This is a genomic window from Pseudomonas zanjanensis (assembly GCF_014268745.2).
GTDB lineage: Bacteria > Pseudomonadota > Gammaproteobacteria > Pseudomonadales > Pseudomonadaceae > Aquipseudomonas > Aquipseudomonas zanjanensis.
This window is the reverse complement of the sequence record NZ_JABWRB020000005.1, coordinates 18,564-37,996: the sequence shown is the minus strand read 5'-3', so window position 1 is coordinate 37,996 and position 19,433 is coordinate 18,564. Positions and strand designations below refer to the sequence as shown.

18 protein-coding genes are annotated in these 19,433 nt (G+C 62.1%); 9 read left to right on the top strand and 9 right to left on the bottom strand.

Going from position 1 to position 19,433, the window contains the following annotated elements:
• Window positions 1-44: 44 nt before the first annotated feature.
• Entirely contained in the window at window positions 45-1,370 is a 1,326-nt protein-coding gene (serS, locus tag HU715_RS24000; protein WP_186707560.1) for a serine--tRNA ligase, read from the top strand.
• Between the two features lie 19 nt (window positions 1,371-1,389).
• Here the strand turns inward: serS and HU715_RS23995 are convergent, their stop codons facing one another.
• Window positions 1,390-1,968, bottom strand: coding sequence for a DUF6436 domain-containing protein (locus HU715_RS23995; protein ID WP_186707559.1), 579 nt, complete (start codon window positions 1,966-1,968; stop codon window positions 1,390-1,392).
• Window positions 1,969-2,076: 108 nt separating this feature from the next.
• Between HU715_RS23995 and bipL the strand changes: the two genes are divergently transcribed.
• Complete coding sequence (gene bipL, locus HU715_RS23990; protein ID WP_186707558.1) at window positions 2,077-3,024, top strand: phospholipase BipL; 948 nt, start codon at window positions 2,077-2,079, stop codon at window positions 3,022-3,024.
• A gap of 131 nt (window positions 3,025-3,155) precedes the next feature.
• Here bipL and HU715_RS23985 read toward each other — a convergent pair whose 3' ends face one another.
• Window positions 3,156-3,899, bottom strand: a complete 744-nt coding sequence (locus HU715_RS23985; RefSeq protein WP_186707557.1) for a DUF2059 domain-containing protein — start codon at window positions 3,897-3,899, stop codon at window positions 3,156-3,158.
• 153 nt (window positions 3,900-4,052) lie between these two features.
• Between HU715_RS23985 and HU715_RS23980 the strand changes: the two genes are divergently transcribed.
• Window positions 4,053-4,685: a 2OG-Fe(II) oxygenase gene (locus HU715_RS23980; protein ID WP_186707556.1), complete on the top strand. Its 633-nt coding sequence runs from the start codon at window positions 4,053-4,055 to the stop codon at window positions 4,683-4,685.
• Window positions 4,686-4,687: 2 nt separating this feature from the next.
• Window positions 4,688-5,179, top strand: coding sequence for a 2-thiouracil desulfurase family protein (locus HU715_RS23975; protein WP_186707555.1), 492 nt, complete (start codon window positions 4,688-4,690; stop codon window positions 5,177-5,179).
• Window positions 5,180-5,376: 197 nt separating this feature from the next.
• Here HU715_RS23975 and HU715_RS23970 read toward each other — a convergent pair whose 3' ends face one another.
• On the bottom strand, window positions 5,377-6,750 hold the full coding sequence (locus HU715_RS23970; protein ID WP_186707554.1) for a GTPase/DUF3482 domain-containing protein: 1,374 nt from the start codon (window positions 6,748-6,750) through the stop codon (window positions 5,377-5,379).
• Complete coding sequence (locus HU715_RS23965) at window positions 6,743-8,110, bottom strand: DUF2868 domain-containing protein (RefSeq protein WP_186707553.1); 1,368 nt, start codon at window positions 8,108-8,110, stop codon at window positions 6,743-6,745. The genes HU715_RS23970 and HU715_RS23965 overlap by 8 nt, the downstream gene beginning before the upstream one ends.
• Before the next feature lie 86 nt (window positions 8,111-8,196).
• Between HU715_RS23965 and HU715_RS23960 the strand changes: the two genes are divergently transcribed.
• Entirely contained in the window at window positions 8,197-8,709 is a 513-nt protein-coding gene (locus HU715_RS23960; RefSeq protein ID WP_186707552.1) for a dihydrofolate reductase, read from the top strand.
• Between the two features lie 114 nt (window positions 8,710-8,823).
• Here HU715_RS23960 and HU715_RS23955 read toward each other — a convergent pair whose 3' ends face one another.
• A complete protein-coding gene (locus tag HU715_RS23955; RefSeq protein ID WP_186707551.1) occupies window positions 8,824-10,215 on the bottom strand; it encodes an L-cystine transporter in 1,392 nt (463 codons plus the stop codon).
• A gap of 242 nt (window positions 10,216-10,457) precedes the next feature.
• Between HU715_RS23955 and HU715_RS23950 the strand changes: the two genes are divergently transcribed.
• Window positions 10,458-11,513, top strand: coding sequence for an HAD family hydrolase (locus HU715_RS23950; protein WP_186707550.1), 1,056 nt, complete (start codon window positions 10,458-10,460; stop codon window positions 11,511-11,513).
• Window positions 11,514-11,748: 235 nt separating this feature from the next.
• Here the strand turns inward: HU715_RS23950 and ilvD are convergent, their stop codons facing one another.
• The 3 genes from ilvD to HU715_RS23935 all read right to left on the bottom strand — a co-directional run bounded on the left by ilvD (window position 11,749) and on the right by HU715_RS23935 (window position 16,470).
• Window positions 11,749-13,590, bottom strand: a complete 1,842-nt coding sequence (gene ilvD, locus HU715_RS23945; protein ID WP_186707549.1) for a dihydroxy-acid dehydratase — start codon at window positions 13,588-13,590, stop codon at window positions 11,749-11,751.
• 266 nt (window positions 13,591-13,856) lie between these two features.
• Window positions 13,857-15,062: an MFS transporter gene (locus HU715_RS23940; protein WP_186707548.1), complete on the bottom strand. Its 1,206-nt coding sequence runs from the start codon at window positions 15,060-15,062 to the stop codon at window positions 13,857-13,859.
• A gap of 211 nt (window positions 15,063-15,273) precedes the next feature.
• Complete coding sequence (locus HU715_RS23935) at window positions 15,274-16,470, bottom strand: class I SAM-dependent rRNA methyltransferase (protein WP_003206543.1); 1,197 nt, start codon at window positions 16,468-16,470, stop codon at window positions 15,274-15,276.
• A gap of 404 nt (window positions 16,471-16,874) precedes the next feature.
• Between HU715_RS23935 and HU715_RS23930 the strand changes: the two genes are divergently transcribed.
• The 3 genes from HU715_RS23930 to HU715_RS23920 are packed head-to-tail and all read left to right on the top strand — an operon-like array spanning window position 16,875 to window position 18,907.
• Window positions 16,875-17,690 carry an HDOD domain-containing protein gene (locus HU715_RS23930; protein ID WP_186707599.1) on the top strand — a complete coding sequence of 272 codons (816 nt, stop codon included), beginning with the start codon at window positions 16,875-16,877 and terminating at the stop codon, window positions 17,688-17,690.
• Window positions 17,691-17,720: 30 nt separating this feature from the next.
• Window positions 17,721-18,533 carry a bifunctional DNA-formamidopyrimidine glycosylase/DNA-(apurinic or apyrimidinic site) lyase gene (mutM, locus tag HU715_RS23925; protein ID WP_186707547.1) on the top strand — a complete coding sequence of 271 codons (813 nt, stop codon included), beginning with the start codon at window positions 17,721-17,723 and terminating at the stop codon, window positions 18,531-18,533.
• Window positions 18,534-18,586: 53 nt separating this feature from the next.
• Window positions 18,587-18,907, top strand: coding sequence for a multidrug transporter (locus tag HU715_RS23920; RefSeq protein WP_186707546.1), 321 nt, complete (start codon window positions 18,587-18,589; stop codon window positions 18,905-18,907).
• A 163-nt stretch (window positions 18,908-19,070) separates the two neighbouring features.
• On the opposite strand, the gene HU715_RS23915 is transcribed toward HU715_RS23920, so the two are convergent.
• Window positions 19,071-19,322 carry a YfhL family 4Fe-4S dicluster ferredoxin gene (locus HU715_RS23915; RefSeq protein ID WP_003195146.1) on the bottom strand — a complete coding sequence of 84 codons (252 nt, stop codon included), beginning with the start codon at window positions 19,320-19,322 and terminating at the stop codon, window positions 19,071-19,073.
• Window positions 19,323-19,433 lie beyond the last annotated feature (111 nt).

Genomic DNA, 19,433 nt, shown 5'->3' with positions numbered 1-19,433 from the left:
GGTTGTGCGTAAATCGGGTGGTAAACTTAATGCGGAGAGGGTAGGTGATCAATATCAAACAAGTTTTAGAAGACGTTGCAGGAATGAAGGCTAACTTGTCCGCACGGGGGGTGCGTTTTGATGTGGATCAGTTTCTTTGTTTGTACGACACAGTGAAATCGCAAAAGCAGAGCCTGGAAGAAATGCAGCGCAAGTTAAACGCGATTTCCAAAACTATAAGAAATGATTCGTTGAAGAGTGAGTTTCAATATGAGCATTCTGAGGCGTCGACGCTGAAGGGGGATATCCTACGCGCCAAGGAGTCTTACAACGTGCTCCTTGAGGACTTTGATTTGCTTTCGCGCCAGCTACCCAATTGGACCTCCCCCGATGTGCCTGTAGGCGAAAGTGATGAAGATAATTTAGCTGTCAAGTTCAAAGGCCAAGCGCCAAAGTTTGGGTTCTGCCATAAGGACCATGTCCAACTAGGTCAAGAGCTGGATTTGATCGATTTTGATTCGGGCACGAAGGTGTCCGGTGCGAAATTTTATTTTTTGAAAAATCAAGCGGTTTTTCTCCAGCATGCACTTAAAGGATTCATTTTTAATAAGGCAGTGAAAGCCGGGTTTACGCCATTGCAAACGCCGGATATCTCTTACAACCATATTTTGGAGGGGGTCGGGTTCGCTCCAAAGGGTGAGGAAAGCAATACGTATGGTCTGGATGGGCTTGATAAAAGCCTTATTGCTACGGCTGAAATTTGTGTTGCGGGCATGCACGCTGGGGACATTCTTGATGAATCTAGATTGCCTTTGCTCTACATTGCCGAAAGTCATTGTTTTAGGCGTGAGGCCGGCGCCTCGGGAAGGTCCAGTAAAGGACTGTATAGGGTGCATCAGTTTGAGAAGTTGGAGCTGTTCGTAATATGTAAGCCAGAGGATAGCGTTAAATACCATGACAAGATTCTTGAGCTGCAAGAAGAAATCTATAGTGAACTGGGAGTTCCCTATAAGGTCGTTATAAACTGCACGGGTGATTTGGGGGCGCCTGCGTATAAGAAGTACGATATTGAAGCCTGGATGCCAGGGAAGGGCATCTCGGGGGAGTACGGTGAGATTACCTCCGCCAGTAACTGTACGGATTACCAGGCTCGGCGACTGAATATCAAGTACAGAGATTCTGCTTCAAAAAGTAATCGGTATGTTCATACCCTTAACGGTACTGCATCCGCATTGGGTAGAACGATGGTGGCTATTTTAGAAAATTATCAGTGTGCTGATGGCTCGGTGAAAATGCCTGAAGCGTTGAAGCGCTACCTCGACTTTGATCAGATTGCCGCAGTGTCCAGTGCATCACAAGGGCGTAAGCCTGAGCAGGCAAACCCATCTTAATTATCTGAAGTGGGTTTCTTCATTTGTCCGACGGGGCCCACGGACAATAACAACCCACCGCCATCGTATGCGTCGCATTCACCGCCCGGCCGCCGCTCAACGCTTCAAGAATCGGCTCGATGAAGCTGTTGCTCGAATTACAGGTCAGGCCTTCGCTGTAGGGGCCGAAATACGCGAGCTGGCCGCTGCGATCCCAGATCGCCACGGCCGGGCTGGCGGGGATCTGGCTGGAGCCGGGCAGGCTTGGGAGCGGCTTGAGGTTGTTCAGGGTGGCCGGTAACTGACCGTGGCTGCCGGGCTTTTGTACCGCATAGAACTCGACGCCTTGCGGTACGTATTTATCCACCAGTTCAGAGAGGTGTTGCTGATTGCCGACGTTGCACGGGCACGCCGGGTCCCAGAAATGCACCAGGCGGATCGCGCCGGGGCCGGCCAGGTCGGCGGGCAGGCGCAGAGGGTCGCCGGAAAATATCGCGGTGTGTTGGCTGAAGGCCCGCAGGAAACGGCCCTGGAACCAGTCGTAGGCCACCCACAATACGATGGCGCATCCGAGGGCGAGCAGGCTGGCAAGCAAGGTCGTGCGGTGGGACGGGCGCATGGAGTCGATCCTCTGAGGCCGCGTAGCTTGCCATGCTTGCCGCGACAGATGAATATCGCAGGCCTGTAAAGTCTGTTTCGCGCGCTGCGCCTTTGTCTGGAACTCTTGATGCCTGCCACTTTCGATCCCGATCTCCTGCGTGCCAGCCTGCAACCGTTGGCCCAGTGGCAAGCCCTGTCCGAGCAAGCCCGGGCCTACCAGCGGTTCTATGGGCTGGATTTCCCCCAGCGCAGTGTGCGCAAGGGATTAGGGCGTTTCGAGGTGGGCGGGTATGAAGTGGTCAGCCAGGTCTGGTGGCCGGAAAAAGCCGTGGCGACGTTGTTTGTGTTCCACGGTTACTACGATCACATGGGGCTGTACCGGCACCTGATCGAGTGGGCCTTGGAGCAGAAATTCGCGGTGATCGCCTGCGACCTGCCGGGCCATGGCCTGTCCAGCGGCGAACGCGCCAGCATCGGCGATTTCGCCGAGTACCAGGCCACCTTGCAGGGCCTGTTGGCCGAGGCCGCGACGCTGGACCTGCCGCATCCCTGGCACTTGTGTGGGCAAAGCACTGGCGGCGCCATCGTGGTCGATCACGTGCTCAACCACGGCGCGCAGAGCCCGGCCCAGGGCCAGGTCATCCTGCTGTCGCCCCTGGTACGGCCGCGGGCCTGGGGCTGGTCGCGCCTGAGTTATTACCTGCTCAAGCCCTTCGTGACCGGCATCGCCCGGCGTTTCAGCGAGAACTCCACCGACCCGCAGTTCCTGCCTTTCTTGCAAGCCGACCCGTTGCAACCGCTGCGCCTGCCTACTGCGTGGGTGGGCGCGTTGGGGCAATGGATCAAGCGTATCGAAGCCGCCCCGAGCAGCCCGCGCCAGCCCTTGATCGTGCAGGGGGAGGCGGACATGACGGTGGATTGGGTGCACAACCTGAACGTGCTGCGCAGCAAGTTCGACCGGCCGCAGGTGTTGATGTTGCCTGAGGGGCGGCATCACTTGGCGAACGAGGCGCTGGCGATGCGGCAGGAGATGTTTGGGTTCTTGACGAAGCGGATGAGCAGAGTCAGGCGGTGACTGATTAATTGCCTTCGCGAGCAAGCCCGCTCCCACAGGGTCTTGAGTGAACTTAGGTTCTGCGACCGTCGCAAACCCCTGTGGGAGCGGGCTTGCTCGCGAAAGCGGTATAGCCGGCGCTGAAGATCTATCTACTGCCCGAGATCCTGCCCCACCGCCAACCCCGCCCGAATCGCCGCCAGGGCCGCTTGATAATAAGCCTGGCCCTCGGTCGATTCGGCGAAGGTGGCGAATTCTTCCAGCTCGGTATCCGTCAGGTCACGGTAGACGTACAGCAGCGTGTTGTTCAGGTCCGCGCCGATCTGTTCCATCAGGCGCTGGCGCTGGCCGTTGAGCATGCCTTGGGCCTGGCCGGCACCCAAGAGTCCCGGGATCATCGAGCTCAGGCTGTCGGCCGCCACGCCGGCGATCGCCAGGCTGACTTCGGCGCCGGCTTCGCGGGCGGGGAGGGCCTGGGCCAGGTGGCCGATGATCAACAGGCGGTTGTCGCTGGCTTGCATCTTCGGCAGGCCCTTGGCGTTTTTCGCCAATTGGTCGCGCCGGGTCGCCAGCAATTCGGCCGCCACGACCTTGCGGCCCAGGGGCGACTGGAAAAAGGCCAGGGCCGGGTTCGGGTCGCGAAGCTTGCTGCGTATTTGCGCCTCGGCCCGCTGGTCCATGGCCTGGGGAGAAAAACGTTGATTGCTGTTGTTGACCAGCGCCTGGAACACCGCCGGCGGCAGGCTGCTCTGGTAGCGTTGCTGGGCGGCGCTCAAGGCATCGTTGAAATGCGCCCGCTGTTCCGGCCAGCCGGCGACCTTGTACAACTGGTCGTAGCTGTCTGCCCAGGCGGGCAAAACGCAGAACATCAACAGTGAGAAAAGCAAACGGCGCATAGGGACTCCTGTCAGCAGCCGACTATTCTCCGTGGGGTGTGGGGTCTTGTCGAGAATTCGTATCAAGTTCGTACGGCGGTGCTCTTGGAGGTAAAGAACCGACGCAGCGAACCCGCTGCGTGGCGCTGTCGGTTTTGCAGGCGCCGGCATACTATGCGCGCCATGCAAATACCTTCTGATCACCCGCTGCTGTTACGTATCGTCGACGACCTGGCCGAGCGCGGCTGGTCGCAGCAGAACCTCTTCCTGCCGGACGCGCTGACCCGTGCCCTGGCGGCCGAATGCCGCCAGCGTGCCGCCGAGGGTGAGCTGGCCCCGGCGGCGGTCGGACGCGGGCCGTTCTCGGAGATTCGCGAAGGGATCCGGGGTGATCGCATTCAGTGGATCGAGCCCGGCCAGGCGCAAGCCTGCGATCAATACCTGACACTGATGGACAGCCTGCGCGAGGCGATGAATCGCGGGCTGTTTCTGGGTCTGGAAGACTTCGAAAGTCACTTTGCCCTGTATCCACCCGGCGCGTTCTACCTCAAGCATGTCGACCGCTTTCGCGACGACGACCGGCGGATGGTGTCGGCGGTGCTTTATCTCAACGACGATTGGTTGCCGGAACACGGCGGCCAGTTGCGCATGTACCTGGAGGACGGCGTGGAGCGTGACGTGGTGCCCGTCGGCGGTTGCCTGGTGGTGTTCCTGGCGGGGGACATCCCTCACGAAGTGCTGCCGGCCACCCGGGATCGCCTGTCCTTGACCGGTTGGTTCCGCCGTCGCGGCAACGAGTTGTTCTGAATATGGAAAAGATCCTGGTCAGCCGCTGCCTCCTTGGCCATCGCGTGCGCTACGACGGCGGTGCCAGCGGGCCGTTCGATCAACTCCAGCAATGGCTCGACCAAGGCCGGGTCGTACCGCTGTGCCCGGAAGTCGCTGGCGGCTTGCCCACCCCGCGTGCGGCGGCGGAGATTCCTGGGGGGCAGGGCGGGCAAGTGCTTGACGGTCAGGCCGCGGTGATCACCACCGATGGCGAAGATGTGAGCGCGCAATTTCTATCAGGCGCGTATCAAGCGCTGGAGCAGGTGCGAGTTCACGGCATCCGCATCGCGGTGCTCAAGGCCAACAGCCCGTCGTGCGGCAACCTGCTGACCTATGACGGGACGTTCAGCGGTGTGAAGGTCAGCGGCGAAGGGGTGACGGCGGCGTTGCTCAAGCGCCATGGCGTACAAGTGTTCAGTGAGCTGGAACTGCCTGAAGCGTCGGCGGCCCTGAAGGCCTTGAGCCACGAATAACTTCTGGCTGACCGCTTTTGTGGCGAGGGAGCCTGCTCCCGCTGGGCCGCGAAGCGGTCCTGAAACCTGACACCCCGGTGTGTCAGGCCAACCGCGTTCCGGCATTTTGGGGCCGCTTCGCAGCCCAGCGGGAGCAAGCTCCCTCGCCACAGGTTTTGTGTACTGCCAAAGGGTACTTGGCCAGAACCTTGTGTCGCTCAGAGCTGCTCGGCCAACTGCTCGATCTGCTCCTGCCGCTCCGCCTGGCTCAACCGCGGCTGGGGGTTGAGGGATGACCATTGCGGATGCGCCCGGGCCTTGTTCAGGGCTTCGGGCAGCTTGCCCTCGCGCCAAGTCTTGTCCTGGGGCGTGGCGATGCGGATGCTGTCCAGCGCCGCGTGGCCGCGCAGGTTGAGGGCTTGCAGCAACTGCCCTTGGCGCAGGGCCAGCAGGCGCAGCACGCTGTCGTCGACCGTCAGTTCCCGCTGCCCCTTGAGTTTGCCCATCAGCCGGTTGCCGTAGCTGCGGGCGGTTTGCAGGGTGCCGCCGACAATCGCCCCGGCCAGGGCGGCGGCGCCGAGGGTCAGGCCACCTACCAGCAAGTCCACCCCGGCACCGGCCGCCGCGCCCGCCGCGATCCCGCCGCCGACGCGTACACCCAATTGCTTGAGGGTTTCGGGGTTGAACAGGTCATCGCCCCAGCGCCCGTCGAGCAGCGGCAGGTCGCCGGCGGCGGCGTCCTGGGGGCGGAACGCGTAGAGCTGGAGCAGGGCTTCGACACAACGCTGTTCGCGTTGACGTACCGCGTTGCGCAATTCGCCAATGGCCTGGCGTTCCAGTTCGGTATCGCTGGCGACGCTGCGTCGGCAGGCGGCGCAGTCGATCAGCAGTTCGGCGATCAAGCGCGCCGCGCTCTGCTGGCGGGCCAGGCGTTGGGCCTGCTGGTCGGCGACCAGTCGCTCCAGTTGCCCACGGGCGCCTTCCAGCAACAACGCGAGGCTTTCATACAGGCGTCGCTCGCCGTCCTCGGGCGGGGCGACGCTGTCAAAGCGCACCAGGGCGTGCAACCCCAATCGCGCCAGGGCTTCGCGCCAGTCGGGTTCACGATGCTGGGCGCTGCTGACGAAATTCAACACCGGCAGCAGCGGTTTGCCACAACTGGCGAGGACTTCCAATTCATCGCGGTACTTGGCCAGCACCGGTTCCCGGGCATCGATCACATACAAACCGGCGTCGCTGGCGAGCAATTGCCGCAGCACCTTGGCTTCCTGTTCGAAGCGTTGTCGCGCCTCGCTACCCTCGAGGAAACGAGCCAGGCGCGCCGGGCCGTCGAGGCGTTCGCCAGGACGCTCCAGGCGCTCGAGGTAATCGAGCAGGGCGATGGCGTCTTCCAGGCCCGGCGTGTCGTACAGCTCCAGCAACGCTTCACCGTCCACCGACAGGCGCGCACCCTCGACATGCCGGGTGGTGCTTGGGCGGTGGGACACCTCGCCGAAGCCGACGTCGCGGGTCAAGGTCCGCAGCAACGAGGTCTTGCCCACGTTGGTGTGGCCGACCACGGCCAGTTTCAGCGGCTTCACGGGGTCAGTCATGGCCGCTCTCCAGCCAGTTCAAGGGCATGCAATCGGCGAACGGCAACTGCAACTGTTGCAACGCGCTGTGCCAGTCCCCCAGGCGCTCGGCGTCCAGCGCTTCGCCGGGCGGCGCCTGCAACAGCCAGACGCGGGTGGCGCTGGCGCTGCGGGCCAGCTCGGCGATCAGCGCCAGGCTGCCACGGTCCGGCGAGCGACGTGGGTCACAGGCAATCGCCAGGCGTGCCGGCGGAAAACGCGACAGCTGTTCGAGGAGTTTGTGGCGCGACTCGCGGCTGTCGAGGATGCCGGCGCTTTTCACGGTTTCGGGCAGCTTGGGCGGCCAGGGCCGATCATCCAGTTCGATCGCCACTAACAGCGCGCCGTCGCTGTCCATCGCACTGACGGCACTTTCGACTCGATGCAAGTGCGCGGGAGCGGCGTCGTTGACGCCCAGGCGTTCGCTGCTGGGCATTAGGCGCTCACGTAGCTGTGCGTAGCCCGGCAGGTTCAAATCCAGGCGCAGCGTGGCGCGACCGCGTCGCCAGCGCCACAGGCACAGCAGCACCAGGCCCAGGCGGGGTAGCAGGCCATAGACCAGCAGCACGCCGACCAGCCAGGCGGCCCAGGCCTGGCGGGCACTTTCGATGTCCAGCGCGGCGTCGCCACTGGCGCGGATCATGTCCTCGGTCGGCACGCTGAAGCCCAGCAGTGCCGGCAGTGCGCCGAGGGCCTGGGTCATGGCGACGAAGGTTTCGCTGCCCAGCAGGGTGGTTTCCCAGACGAAGCCATAGCGCCGGGTCGCCATCAGCAGCAGGACGATGACCAGCGCGCTGAGCATCGCCAGCAGCCACAGGCCATTGACCAACACACCGAGGGCCCAGCGACTGAGTTTGTGCCGTTGCAGCAACAGCAGCAGGGCCGGCGCCAGTTGGGCGGCCTTGGCGTCGCGGGCGAGTTTTTCGCTGAGCCACAGCCACAGGCGTCCCAGTGCGGCACCTTGCTCACCGGCGAAGACCAGGCCCAGGACCCAACCGATGAGCAGCATCAGATTCAACCCCAACAGGCTGCCCAAGGCCCAGAACACATTGACCGGTGCCTGGCCGTCACCGAGGGCGGCCAACCCGAGGCCGGCGCCGCTGATGACGGCGAGCAGCGCCAAGGCGATCAGCGCCAGGCGCGCCCCTTGCAGCCAATGGCGCAGGGCTTGCGTGAGGCCATCGCGCTCGGCCAGCCAACGGGCGCGCTGATGGATGCGGGCGGATAGATCGCCGCCTGACGCACGGGCCAGGCGATTGGCTTCCTGGTCTTGGAGCGGGCCGGCGTGCTCTTCACGCAGGCGGATCGTCTCGGTCAACCAGAGGTTCTGCAGTACTGTCACGGGGGCTTCCGTTGCTCGAATGAGGGTTGAGCATAACCGCTGTGATGCCTGTCGGGGTACGCCGGGCCTCTGGTATCCTCGCGGCCATGAACAAAACTCTCCCCCTAAGCCTGATCGCAGCCCTCGGTGAAAACCGTGTGATCGGCGTCGACAACAGCATGCCCTGGCACCTGCCGGGGGATTTCAAATACTTCAAGGCCACCACCTTGGGCAAGCCGATCATCATGGGGCGCAAGACCTGGGATTCCCTCGGTCGACCGCTGCCGGGGCGGCTGAACATCGTCGTCAGTCGCCAGCCGGGTCTGGTGCTGGAAGGTGCCGAGGTGTTTTTCACCTTGGAAGCCGCCGTGGCTCGGGCCGAGGCCTGGGCGCTGGAGCAGGGTGTCGACGAATTGATGTTGATCGGTGGCGCCCAGCTCTATGCCCAGGCCCTGGAACAGGCGGATCGACTGTACCTGACCCGCGTTGCGCTGAGCCCTGAGGGAGATGCGTGGTTTCCTGAGTTCGATCCGAGCCAGTGGAAACAGGTCTCGAACCAGCCGAACCCGGCTGAAGGCGACAAGCCGGCCTATAGCTTCGAGGTCTGGGAAAAGCTTTAAAGCAAAAGCTTCGCGAGCAAGCCCGCTCCCACAGTCGACCGATTTTTCCTGGCACAACTCGGTTAACTGTGGGAGCGGGCTTGCTCGCGAAGGCGATTGATCAGGCGCCACCCATCAAGCGTGCACCAACTCCCCATGCTCCTGGGCATCAAGCAACGCCTTGTCCGTCTGCTGCATCACCTGGCTGGTAATCGCCCCGGCGGTGATCGAGCCGCTGACGTTCAACGCCGTACGCCCCATGTCGATCAGCGGTTCGACGGAAATCAGCAAAGCCACCAGCGACACCGGCAAGCCCATGGCCGGCAGCACGATCAGCGCGGCGAACGTCGCGCCGCCTCCGACCCCGGCCACCCCGGCCGAACTCAACGTCACGATCGCCACCAGTGTTGCGATCCACACCGGGTCCAGCGGGTTGATGCCCACGGTCGGTGCGACCATCACCGCCAGCATGGCCGGGTAAAGGCCGGCACAACCGTTCTGGCCGATGGTGGCGCCGAACGAGGCGCTGAAGCTGGCAATCGCCCGGGGAATGCCGAGGCGGCTGGTCTGGGCTTCGATGCTCAACGGGATGGTGGCCGCGCTGGAGCGGCTGGTGAAAGCGAAGGTCAACACTGGCCAGATCTTGCGGAAGAAGCGCAATGGGTTGATGCCTGCAGCGGACACCAGTAGGCCATGAACCACGAACATCAGGCCCAGCCCGAGGTACGAAACCACGACAAAGCTGCCGAGCTTGATGATGTCCTGCAGGTTGGAACCGGCCACCACCTTGGTCATCAACGCCAACACACCGTATGGCGTCAGCTTCATCACCAGGCGCACCAGGCGCGTCACCCAGCTTTGCAGGGTGTCGATCGCGTTGATCACTTTCTGGCCTTTCTCCACGTCATCCTTGAGCAACTGCAACGCCGCGACACCGAGGAACGCGGCGAAGATCACCACGCTGATGATCGACGTCGGCTTGGCCCGCGCCAGGTCGGCAAAAGGGTTCTGCGGAATGAACGAAAGCAGCAGTTGCGGGATGTTCAGGTCGGCGACCTTGCCGGCGTAGTCGCTCTGGATCACTTGCAGGCGCGCCAGTTCCTGGGTGCCGGCCACCAGGCCCTCGGCGGTGAGGCCGAACAGGTTGGTCAGGCCGATGCCGATCAGCGCGGCGATGGCGGTGGTGAACAGCAGCGTGCCAATGGTCAGGAAGCTGATCTTGCCCAGGGACGAGGCGTTATGCAGGCGGGCCACGGCGCTGAGGATCGAGGCGAAGACCAGTGGGATCACGATCATCTGCAGCAACTGCACGTAGCCGTTGCCCACCAGGTCGAACCAGCCGATCGAGGCCTTGAGCACCGGATTGCCGGTGCCATAAATCGTGTGCAGGGCGATACCGAACACCACGCCCAATACCAGCGCCAGCAGCACTTTCTTGGCCAGGCTCCAGGTGAGGTGACGGGTTTGCGCCAGGCCGAACAGCAAGGCGAGGAACACCAGCAAGTTGAGGATCAGCGGCAGATTCATCAAAAGAGACTCCGATAAGACGTGCCAGTCGCCCGAGGCCGCGACTGTGAGCCGGGAAGCCTAACAGCCTGATATCTAATGAATTAATACTAAAAAGGCATGTTGATTGTCGTTTATGGAATAAGGACTTGGCGTTTGCGGGTACGTCGCTGGCGTGATCAGGACGCAAGCGGTCGCGGCTGGGCGAGGATTGTCACACGCATTTGTTAGCGTCGAGTTCTTTGAACCCGGGAGAAATGCCGATGAAGCTCGCACCTCGTTTTCTCGCTGTCGCCTTGAGTCTTGGCCTCGTCGGCCAGGCACTTGCCACCGAACTCAAGCACTGGCCAGCGGAGCAGGCCAAGGCCTTGGACGCGATGATCGCCGCCAATGCCAACAAGGGTAACTACGCGGTGTTCGACATGGACAACACCAGTTACCGCTACGACCTTGAGGAGTCGTTGCTGCCGTTCATGGAGAACAAGGGCCTCATCACCCGGGAAACCCTCGACCCGTCCTTGAAGCTGATGCCGTTCAAGGATACGGCCGACCATAAGGAAAGCCTGTTCAGCTATTACTACCGTTTGTGCGAAGTGGACGACATGGTCTGTTACCCGTGGGTGGCCCAGGTGTTCTCGGGTTTCACGCTCAAGGAGCTCAAGGGCTATGTCGATGAGCTGATGGCGTCCGGCAAGCCGGTGCCGACCAGTTATTACGATGGCGACAAGGTGGTCCAGTACACCGTCAATCCACCGAAGATCTTCACCGGCCAGGCCGAGTTGTACAACAAACTGATGGAAAACGGCATCGAGGTCTATGTCATGACCGCCGCTTCCGAAGAACTGGTGCGCATGGTCGCGTCCGATCCGAAGTATGGCTACAACCTCAAGCCGCAGAACGTGATCGGCGTGACCACGCTGCTCAAGGACCGCAAGACCGGCGAGCTGACCACCGCCCGCAAGCAGATCACCGCGGGCAAATATGACGAGAAAGCCAACCTTGGCCTGGAATACACGCCGTACCTGTGGACCCCGGCAACCTGGATGGCCGGCAAGCACGCGGCGATCCTGACGTACATCGACGAATGGAAAAAACCGGTGCTGGTGGCGGGTGACACACCGACCAGTGACGGCTACATGCTGTTCCACGATGTGGACGTGGCCAAGGGCGGAATTCACCTGTGGGTCAACCGCAAGGACAAGTACATGACCCAGATCAACGGCATGATGGCCAAGCACGCCGCGGCCCAAGCCAAGGAAGGACTGCCAGTGACGGCGGACAAGAACTGGGTGATCGTCAAGCCTGAAGACATCCAATAAACCCCCATCCCACAGGGATACCAAGGAACCCTGTGGCGAGGGAGCTTGCTCCCGCTGGGCTGCGTAGCAGCCCTAAAGTCAGCCCACGCATTGAGGTGAGGGACGAATTTTTGGGGCCGCTTCGCGACCCAGCGGGAGCAAGCTCCCTCGCCACGAAAGATGACTTGGCTCAAAGGGTCGAACTGAAGCCCAAAAAAAAGCCCCGCACTTGGCGGGGCTTTTTTATGGGCAGCGCTTACAGGCCGTCAAGCATCGCCTTGTTACGCACCGCGCCTTTGTCGGCGCTGGTGGCGAGCAGGGCGTAGGCCTTGAGGGCCGTAGTGACTTTGCGCGGACGCACTTCCACCGGTTTCCAGCCCTTGTTGTCCTGTTCGATGCGGCGCCCGGCCAGTTCTTCGTCGCTGATCAACAGGTTGATCGAGCGGTTCGGAATGTCGATCAGGACCTTGTCGCCATCGCGCACCAGGCCGATGGCGCCGCCCGCCGCCGCTTCCGGCGAAGCGTGGCCGATGGACAGGCCCGAGGTGCCGCCGGAGAAGCGGCCATCGGTCAGCAAGGCGCAGGCTTTGCCCAGGCCCTTGGATTTCAGGTAGGACGTCGGGTAGAGCATTTCCTGCATGCCCGGGCCGCCTTTCGGGCCTTCGTAGCGAATGATCACGATGTCGCCGGCCTTCACTTCGTCGGCGAGGATGCCGCGCACGGCGCTGTCCTGGCTTTCGAAAATCTTCGCGTTGCCTTCGAACACATGGATCGACTCGTCGACGCCGGCGGTTTTCACCACGCAGCCGTCCAGGGCGATGTTGCCGTACAGCACGGCCAGGCCGCCTTCCTGGGAGTAGGCGTGTTCGACGCTGCGGATGCAGCCGTTTTCACGGTCGTCGTCCAGGGTTTCCCAGCGGGTCGACTGGCTGAACGCGGTTTGCGTCGGGATGCCCGCCGGGCCGGCCTTGAAGAAGTGATGCACGGCCTCGTCGGTGGTCTGGGTGATGTCCCACTTGGCGATGGCCTCGGCCATGGTCTTGCTGTGCACGGTCGGCAGGTCGGTATGCAACAGGCCGCCACGGGCCAGGGAGCCGAGGATGCTGAAGATCCCGCCGGCACGGTGCACGTCTTCCATGTGGTACTTCTGGATGTTCGGCGCGACCTTGCACAGCTGCGGTACGTGACGGGACAGGCGGTCGATGTCGCGCAGGTCGAAATCGATCTCGGCTTCCTGGGCCGCGGCCAGCAAGTGCAGGATGGTGTTGGTGGAACCGCCCATGGCGATGTCCAGGGTCATGGCGTTTTCGAACGCCTTGAAGTTGGCGATGTTGCGCGGCAACACAGACTCGTCGTTCTCGCCGTAGTAGCGCTTGCACAGCTCGACGATGGTCCGGCCGGCCTGCAGGAACAACTGTTCGCGGTCGCTGTGGGTGGCCAGGGTCGAACCGTTGCCCGGCAGGGCCAGGCCCAGGGCTTCGGTCAGGCAGTTCATCGAGTTGGCGGTGAACATGCCGGAGCACGAACCGCAAGTCGGGCAAGCGCTGCGCTCATACTCGGCAACCTTCTCGTCAGAAGCGCTGGAGTCGGCGGCGATCACCATGGCGTCGACCAGGTCCAGGCCGTGGCTGGCGAGCTTGGTCTTGCCGGCTTCCATCGGACCGCCGGAGACGAAGATCACCGGGATGTTCAGGCGCAGGGCGGCCATGAGCATGCCGGGGGTGATCTTGTCGCAGTTGGAAATGCACACGATGGCGTCGGCGCAGTGGGCGTTGACCATGTATTCGACGGAGTCGGCGATGATCTCGCGGCTCGGCAGCGAATAAAGCATGCCGTCGTGGCCCATGGCGATGCCGTCGTCCACGGCGATGGTGTTGAATTCCTTGGCAACGCCGCCGACGCGTTCGATTTCCCGGGCAACCAGTTGGCCGAGGTCCTTGAGGTGCACGTGGCCCGGTACGAACTGGGTGAAGGAGTTGGCAATGGCGATGATCGGCTTCTTGAAGTCGTCATCCTTCATCCCCGTGGCGCGCCACAAGGCACGGGCGCCGGCCATGTTGCGGCCATGGGTGGATGTTTTCGAGCGGTAATCAGGCATGGAGCACTCCGGGCGGCTAATCAGGTACTTATCAGGTATCAATGGGAGTGAGCTTCTGTCGACGTCTGGAACACCCGGGTTTGGCCGTGTGTCCGGAAGTGGCCGATGACTTTGCAGGATCGCTGCGCGCCTCGGCATGAGCTCATAAACCCGCCGGGGATGAATGGCGATGAATGCCACGATTCTACACCGCTGGCGCCAGGATGAAATGACGCAAAGCGCTGATCGGACGCCAATGTCGTGCGCGGGATGACGACTGGCAGGGTTCAGCCGGCTAACAACACCCTATCGCGCAGCCGGACCAGGGCATTGAGAGCCACCCCCAGCAGGCTGAGCAGGATCAGGCAGAGGGCCAGGGCCAGCTGTAAGTCCAGCGGGGTGAGGCTGATCGCGGCGCTGGTCAGCCCGCCGACGATGAAGATCAGCACGCTGCCGGCCGAAGCGGATGTGCCGGCCTGCCCGGGGAATCGATTCATGGCTTGGGTGTGGGCGGCCGCGCGGGCGATGGTCGTTCCGGTGGTGCAGACGATCATGGGCAGCAACAGCGTGGTGACTGACAAGCCCAGGTGATTGGCGAGCCCCAGCATCAGCAGGCCTGCGGCGAGGATCAGGCCCAGGCCCACGATGATCTGTGCTTGGGGATCGATTCGATGGCTCAGCACGGACGCTACCGCGCCCCCGCCGATATAGGCCAGCCCATAGCCCAGCAGCGCCAACGAAAAAGCTTCGGGGGAGAGGTGCAACTGGTCGATCAGGACCAGCGGTGAAATGACGATGAACGAAAAATGGCAGGAAAAAGCCAGCGCCGAGGTTAGCCAATAAGCCATGAAGCTGAAGTCGCCGCAGACCTTTCCATAGGCGGCGATGAAATCCAGGCGCTTGGGTGGGTTGCCTGCCGCAGGGTGTTGAAGTAAACGACTGGCAGTGATGAAAGCAGCGATGGCCAGGGCGATGAACACCAGGAAACTGCCACGCCAGCCCATCCAGCTTTGCAGCCCGGTGCCGGCCAGGGGCGAAACGGAAATGAAAATCCCGCCGCAGGTGACCAGGAAGATCCGCAGTCGCTGCTGTTCCTGGCCGGTGAACAGGTCTTGGATCAGCGCTTGGGACAACACAAAAAAACCACACCCCAAAGCCTGGACAATCCGGAACCCCAAAAAAGACCAATAACCGTCTGCAACCACGCAACCTGCTGCGCCAACGGCGGAAACGGTGATTCCGATCAACAGCAGGTTTTTGCGCCCCATGACGTCGGAAAGCGGACCGACGAGCAGTTGCGAAAGGGCGATACCCACCGCGAACAGGCTGACGGACAGGGCAATGTCCGACGATGGGCGTTCAAAATGCTCAGACAGGGCGGGGAACGAGGGCAGCACGACATCGATTGGAAAGACGCCGAGCAGCGTCAGCGTCAGCAACAAGCCGACGGTGGCCGGTTTACGGGCCGCCAGGCGGTTTTGCGGATCAGTCATGAGGCGCTCCAAGGCTTACCCGAGGGGAGCTTTCAATCCTAATGCGTCATGTCCGCCAGTCACGGGGAGATTGAGTAGGGCGGTTCTGGTAATTGCGTGGGGGTTCTCCTACAAACTTATTCAGGCGCGAAAAAAATCGCAGCCAAGGCCGCGATCAGCATGCAATTCGAGTGTGCGGGGCGCAGCGCTACGGCACTGGCCCCGCCCTGCTTCAGCTGTTGGGTAGCAACCGGCAGGTGATGCTCTTGATGTAGCGGGTTTCGGCGATGGCCGGGTGTACCGGGTGGTCGGGCCCCTGGCCGCCGCGTTCGAGCAGTTGGATGTTGCGGTCCAGGTGACGGGCGCTGGTCAGCAGGATATTTTGCAGGTCGTCTTCGGGCAGGTGCATCGAGCACGATGCGCTGACCAGGATGCCGTCCTTGCTGAGCAGGCGCATGGCTTGCTCGTTGAGGCGGCGATAGGCGCCTTCGCCATTCTTCAGGTCTTTCTTGCGCTTGATGAAGGCCGGTGGGTCGGCGACGATCACGTCGAAACGCTCTTCGCTGGCCTTGAGTTCCTTCAGGGCTTCGAAGACGTCGCCTTCGATGCAGGTCAGTTTCTCGGCGAAGCCGTTCAGCGCGGCGTTGCGCTCGACACCGTCGAGGGCGAAGGCCGAGGCATCGACGCAGAACACCTCACTGGCGCCGAACGCCGCGGCTTGCACGCCCCATCCGCCGATGTAGCTGAACAGGTCCAGCACGCGCTTGCCCTTGGCGTACGGGGCCAGGCGTGCGCGGTTCATGCGGTGGTCGTAGAACCAGCCGGTTTTCTGGCCTTCCATGACTGGCGCTTCGAACTTCACGCCGTTCTCTTCCAGGGCGACCCATTCCGGCACCAGGCCGAACACGGTCTCGACGTAGCGGTTCAGGCCTTCGGCGTCACGGGCGGCGGAGTCGTTCTTGAACAGGATGCCGCTGGGCTTGAGCACTTGAGTCAGGGCGGCGATCACGTCGTCCTTGTGGGCTTCCATGGTGGCCGAGGCGATCTGCACCACCAGGATGTCGCCGAAGCGGTCGACCACCAGGCCTGGCAGCAGGTCGGAGTCGCCGTAGACCAGGCGATAGAACGGCTTGTCGAACAGCCGCTCGCGCAGGGACAACGCCACGTTGAGGCGATGCACCAGCAGGGACTTGTCCAGCGGCAGCTTCACGTCACGAGACAGCAGCCGGGCGCAGATCAGGTTGTTGGGGCTCATCGCAACGATGCCCAACGGCTTGCCGCCGGCGGCTTCGAGGATGGCCTGGTCGCCGGCCTTGAAGCCGTGCAGGGGCGTGGCGGCTACATCGATTTCGTTGCTGTAGACCCACAGGTGGCCGGCGCGCAGGCGACGGTCGGCGTTGGCTTTGAGGCGCAGGCTAGGCAGGGACATGACGTCGCTCCGGAAAAAAGAGCGGGAGTATACCGTGTTGCAACCCTGGCGGGGCTTGCGGTGGACATGTGGTGAGGGGGACACCTTCTCCCTTGGCCGTAGAAACTGTGTAGGAGCTGTGTAGGAGCTGTCGAGTGCAACGAGGCTGCGATCTTTTCCACTGCCCATTGAGTCGCGAGCGAAAGATCAAGATCAAAATCAAAATCAAAATCAAAAGATCGCAGGCTCCTACAGAGCGCGGGCCTCACGCGCAAGCCGATACCTGAAGCAAAGTTCCGCCGATCTCCCTTGCGGTGTATCGGATCCATCTTTAAGGGTTAGAATCCCCGCCTGACCCAGAGTGTGTACTCATGTCCAAAGAGCTTACTGCCGAACAGATCCAACAGTCCTTGCAAGGCATCAGCGTGCCGCCCCAGCCGCAGATCATGGTGGATCTGCAGATGGAGCAGTACATGCCCGACCCGGACCTGGAGACCATCGCCAAACTGATTTCTCAGGACCCGGGCCTTTCCGGGGCCTTGCTCAAGATCGTCAATTCGCCGTATTACGGCCTGCGCAACAAGATCACCTCGATCCAGCGCGCGGTGAACCTGCTGGGTAGCCGTTCGATCATCAACCTGATCAATGCGCAGTCGATCAAAAGCGAGCTGCACGACGACGCCATCGTCACCCTGAACCGCTTTTGGGATACGGCCCAGGACGTGGCGATGACCTGCCTGACCCTGGCCAAGCGCGTCGGCCTGGAAAATGGTGACGAAGCCTATGCCCTGGGGCTGTTCCACGATTGTGGCGTGCCGTTGATGCTCAAGCAGTTTCCCAACTACATGAGCGTGCTGGAAGAGGCCTACGCCAGTGCCAGCGCCGAGTGCCGGGTGGTGGACACCGAGAACCGCGTGTTCAACACCAACCATGCGGTGGTCGGTTACTACACGTCCAAGTCCTGGCGCCTGCCGGATCACGTCAGCCAGGCCATTGCCAACCACCACAATGCCCTGGCGGTGTTCAGCGACGAGTCTTCACGCAACAACAGCCCGCTGAAAAACCTGCTGGCGATCCTGAAGATGTCCGAGAACATCTGTGCCTCCCACCGGGTGCTGGGCAACCAGGCCGAAGACCACGAGTGGGAGAGCGTCGGGGGCCTGGTGCTCGACTACATCGGTTTGTCGGAATACGACTTCCAGACCCAAAAACAGGAAATTCGCGACCTCGCCTCCCGTTGAGCGCGCGGCTTCGCCTGACGCGAGAACCCCATGCCAGAACTGCCGGAAGTCGAAACCACCCGTCGCGGCATCGCGCCCCATCTTGAAGGCCAGCGGGTCAGTCGCGTGGTGGTCCGTGACCGCCGCCTGCGCTGGCCGATCCCGGAAGATCTCGACGTGCGGCTCTCGGGCCAGCGCATCGTGCAAGTGGAGCGGCGGGCCAAATACCTGTTGATCAATGCCGAGGTCGGCACGTTGATCAGCCACCTGGGCATGTCCGGCAACTTGCGCCTGGTGGAGGTCGGCATGCCCGCCCTCAAGCATGAGCACGTGGACATCGAGCTGGAGTCGGGCCTGGCCTTGCGCTACACCGACCCTCGGCGTTTCGGCGCGATGCTCTGGAGCCTCGACCCGCTTAATCACGAGTTGTTGATTCGCCTCGGTCCCGAGCCGTTGACCGACCTGTTCGATGGCGAGCGGTTGTTCCAGCTTTCGCGAGGGCGCTCCATGGCCGTCAAGCCGTTCATCATGGACAACGCAGTGGTGGTGGGCGTGGGCAATATCTACGCGACCGAGGCGCTGTTCGCCGCCGGGATCGACCCGCGCCGGTCAGCCGGAGGCATTTCCCGGGCGCGTTACCTGAAGCTGGCGATCGAGATCAAGCGCATCCTCGCCCATGCCATCGAGCGCGGTGGCACCACGTTGCGGGACTTCATCGGTGGGGACGGCCAGCCGGGCTATTTCCAGCAGGAGCTGTTTGTCTATGGCCGGGGCGGGGAACTGTGCAAGGTCTGCGGCACGGGGCTGCGGGAAATCCGCCTGGGCCAGCGCGCCAGCGTCTGGTGCCCTCGCTGCCAGAGCTGATCGGTCCTACGGTCTATAGTCAGTATTAACTGATTTAGCCGAAGGATCGCCCGATGAAATTGCTTCGACCTGTCGCTTTAGCGCTGCTGCTGAGTGTTGGTTTGCCTGCCCAGGCCAACAGTGGCAGCGGCGACCCGCGCTACACCATCCAGAATCCGCCGGCTTTTGCCATGATCGGTGATCTGCTGATCGCCCGCCCACTGCTGCTCGCCGCCACGGTGATCGGGGCGGGGGCGTTCGTGGTGTCGTTGCCCTTTACCGCGCTGGGCGGTGGGGTCGGCGATGCGGGGAAGGCGCTGGTGGTGGACCCGGCGAAAGCCACGTTTGTGCGATGCCTGGGGTGTGTGGGGGAGGGGTTTGAGCGGCAGGAGTGAAGGTCAACAGTTATATCTGGGTGGTGGCTGAGGGCCTCTTCGCGAGCAAGCCCGCTCCCACAAGGGATGTGCTTATGACACAAATCATGTGAACACAGTCGATTTCTATGGGAGCGGGCTTGCTCGCGAAGACGTCGGTACAGACGCTAGAAAACCACCTGGCTCAAGCCTTGCCAGTGATCTTGCGATATTTCTCCATCAACTGCTCTTCCGTCTCCGGATGAGCCTCGTCCAGCGGAATGCAATCCACTGGGCAAACCTGCTGGCACTGGGGTTCGTCGTAATGGCCGACGCACTGGGTGCACAGGTTCGGGTCGATGACGTAGATTTCCTCACCTTGGGAAATGGCGGCGTTCGGGCACTCGGGTTCGCAGACGTCGCAATTGATGCAGTCGTCGGTGATGATCAGGGACATGCAGGCTCCTGCCGGGGCGTTGGGCCCGGGCATCTGAAAACGTATGGGCGCAATTGTGCCGCATTGACGAGCGCAGTGCACGCGGGCGCGATGGACTGCGCTGTGCTGCGA

Bases quoted from the DNA above. Each gene is read 5' to 3' on its own strand.
- HU715_RS23975 (WP_186707555.1), top strand. From the start codon at position 4,688: ATGGAAAAGATCCTGGTCAGCCGCTGCCTCCTTGGCCATCGCGTGCGC.
- HU715_RS23960 (WP_186707552.1), top strand. From the start codon at position 8,197: ATGAACAAAACTCTCCCCCTAAGCCTGATCGCAGCCCTCGGTGAAAAC.
- HU715_RS23920 (WP_186707546.1), top strand. From the start codon at position 18,587: ATGAAATTGCTTCGACCTGTCGCTTTAGCGCTGCTGCTGAGTGTTGGT.
- ilvD (WP_186707549.1), bottom strand. From the start codon at position 13,590: ATGCCTGATTACCGCTCGAAAACATCCACCCATGGCCGCAACATGGCC.
- HU715_RS23985 (WP_186707557.1), bottom strand. From the start codon at position 3,899: ATGCGCCGTTTGCTTTTCTCACTGTTGATGTTCTGCGTTTTGCCCGCC.
- HU715_RS23970 (WP_186707554.1), bottom strand. From the start codon at position 6,750: ATGACTGACCCCGTGAAGCCGCTGAAACTGGCCGTGGTCGGCCACACC.
- HU715_RS23940 (WP_186707548.1), bottom strand. From the start codon at position 15,062: ATGACTGATCCGCAAAACCGCCTGGCGGCCCGTAAACCGGCCACCGTC.
- HU715_RS23935 (WP_003206543.1), bottom strand. From the start codon at position 16,470: ATGTCCCTGCCTAGCCTGCGCCTCAAAGCCAACGCCGACCGTCGCCTG.
- bipL (WP_186707558.1), top strand. From the start codon at position 2,077: ATGCCTGCCACTTTCGATCCCGATCTCCTGCGTGCCAGCCTGCAACCG.
- HU715_RS23955 (WP_186707551.1), bottom strand. From the start codon at position 10,215: ATGAATCTGCCGCTGATCCTCAACTTGCTGGTGTTCCTCGCCTTGCTG.
- HU715_RS23915 (WP_003195146.1), bottom strand. From the start codon at position 19,322: ATGTCCCTGATCATCACCGACGACTGCATCAATTGCGACGTCTGCGAA.
- HU715_RS23950 (WP_186707550.1), top strand. From the start codon at position 10,458: ATGAAGCTCGCACCTCGTTTTCTCGCTGTCGCCTTGAGTCTTGGCCTC.
- mutM (WP_186707547.1), top strand. From the start codon at position 17,721: ATGCCAGAACTGCCGGAAGTCGAAACCACCCGTCGCGGCATCGCGCCC.
- HU715_RS23995 (WP_186707559.1), bottom strand. From the start codon at position 1,968: ATGCGCCCGTCCCACCGCACGACCTTGCTTGCCAGCCTGCTCGCCCTC.
- HU715_RS23980 (WP_186707556.1), top strand. From the start codon at position 4,053: ATGCGCGCCATGCAAATACCTTCTGATCACCCGCTGCTGTTACGTATC.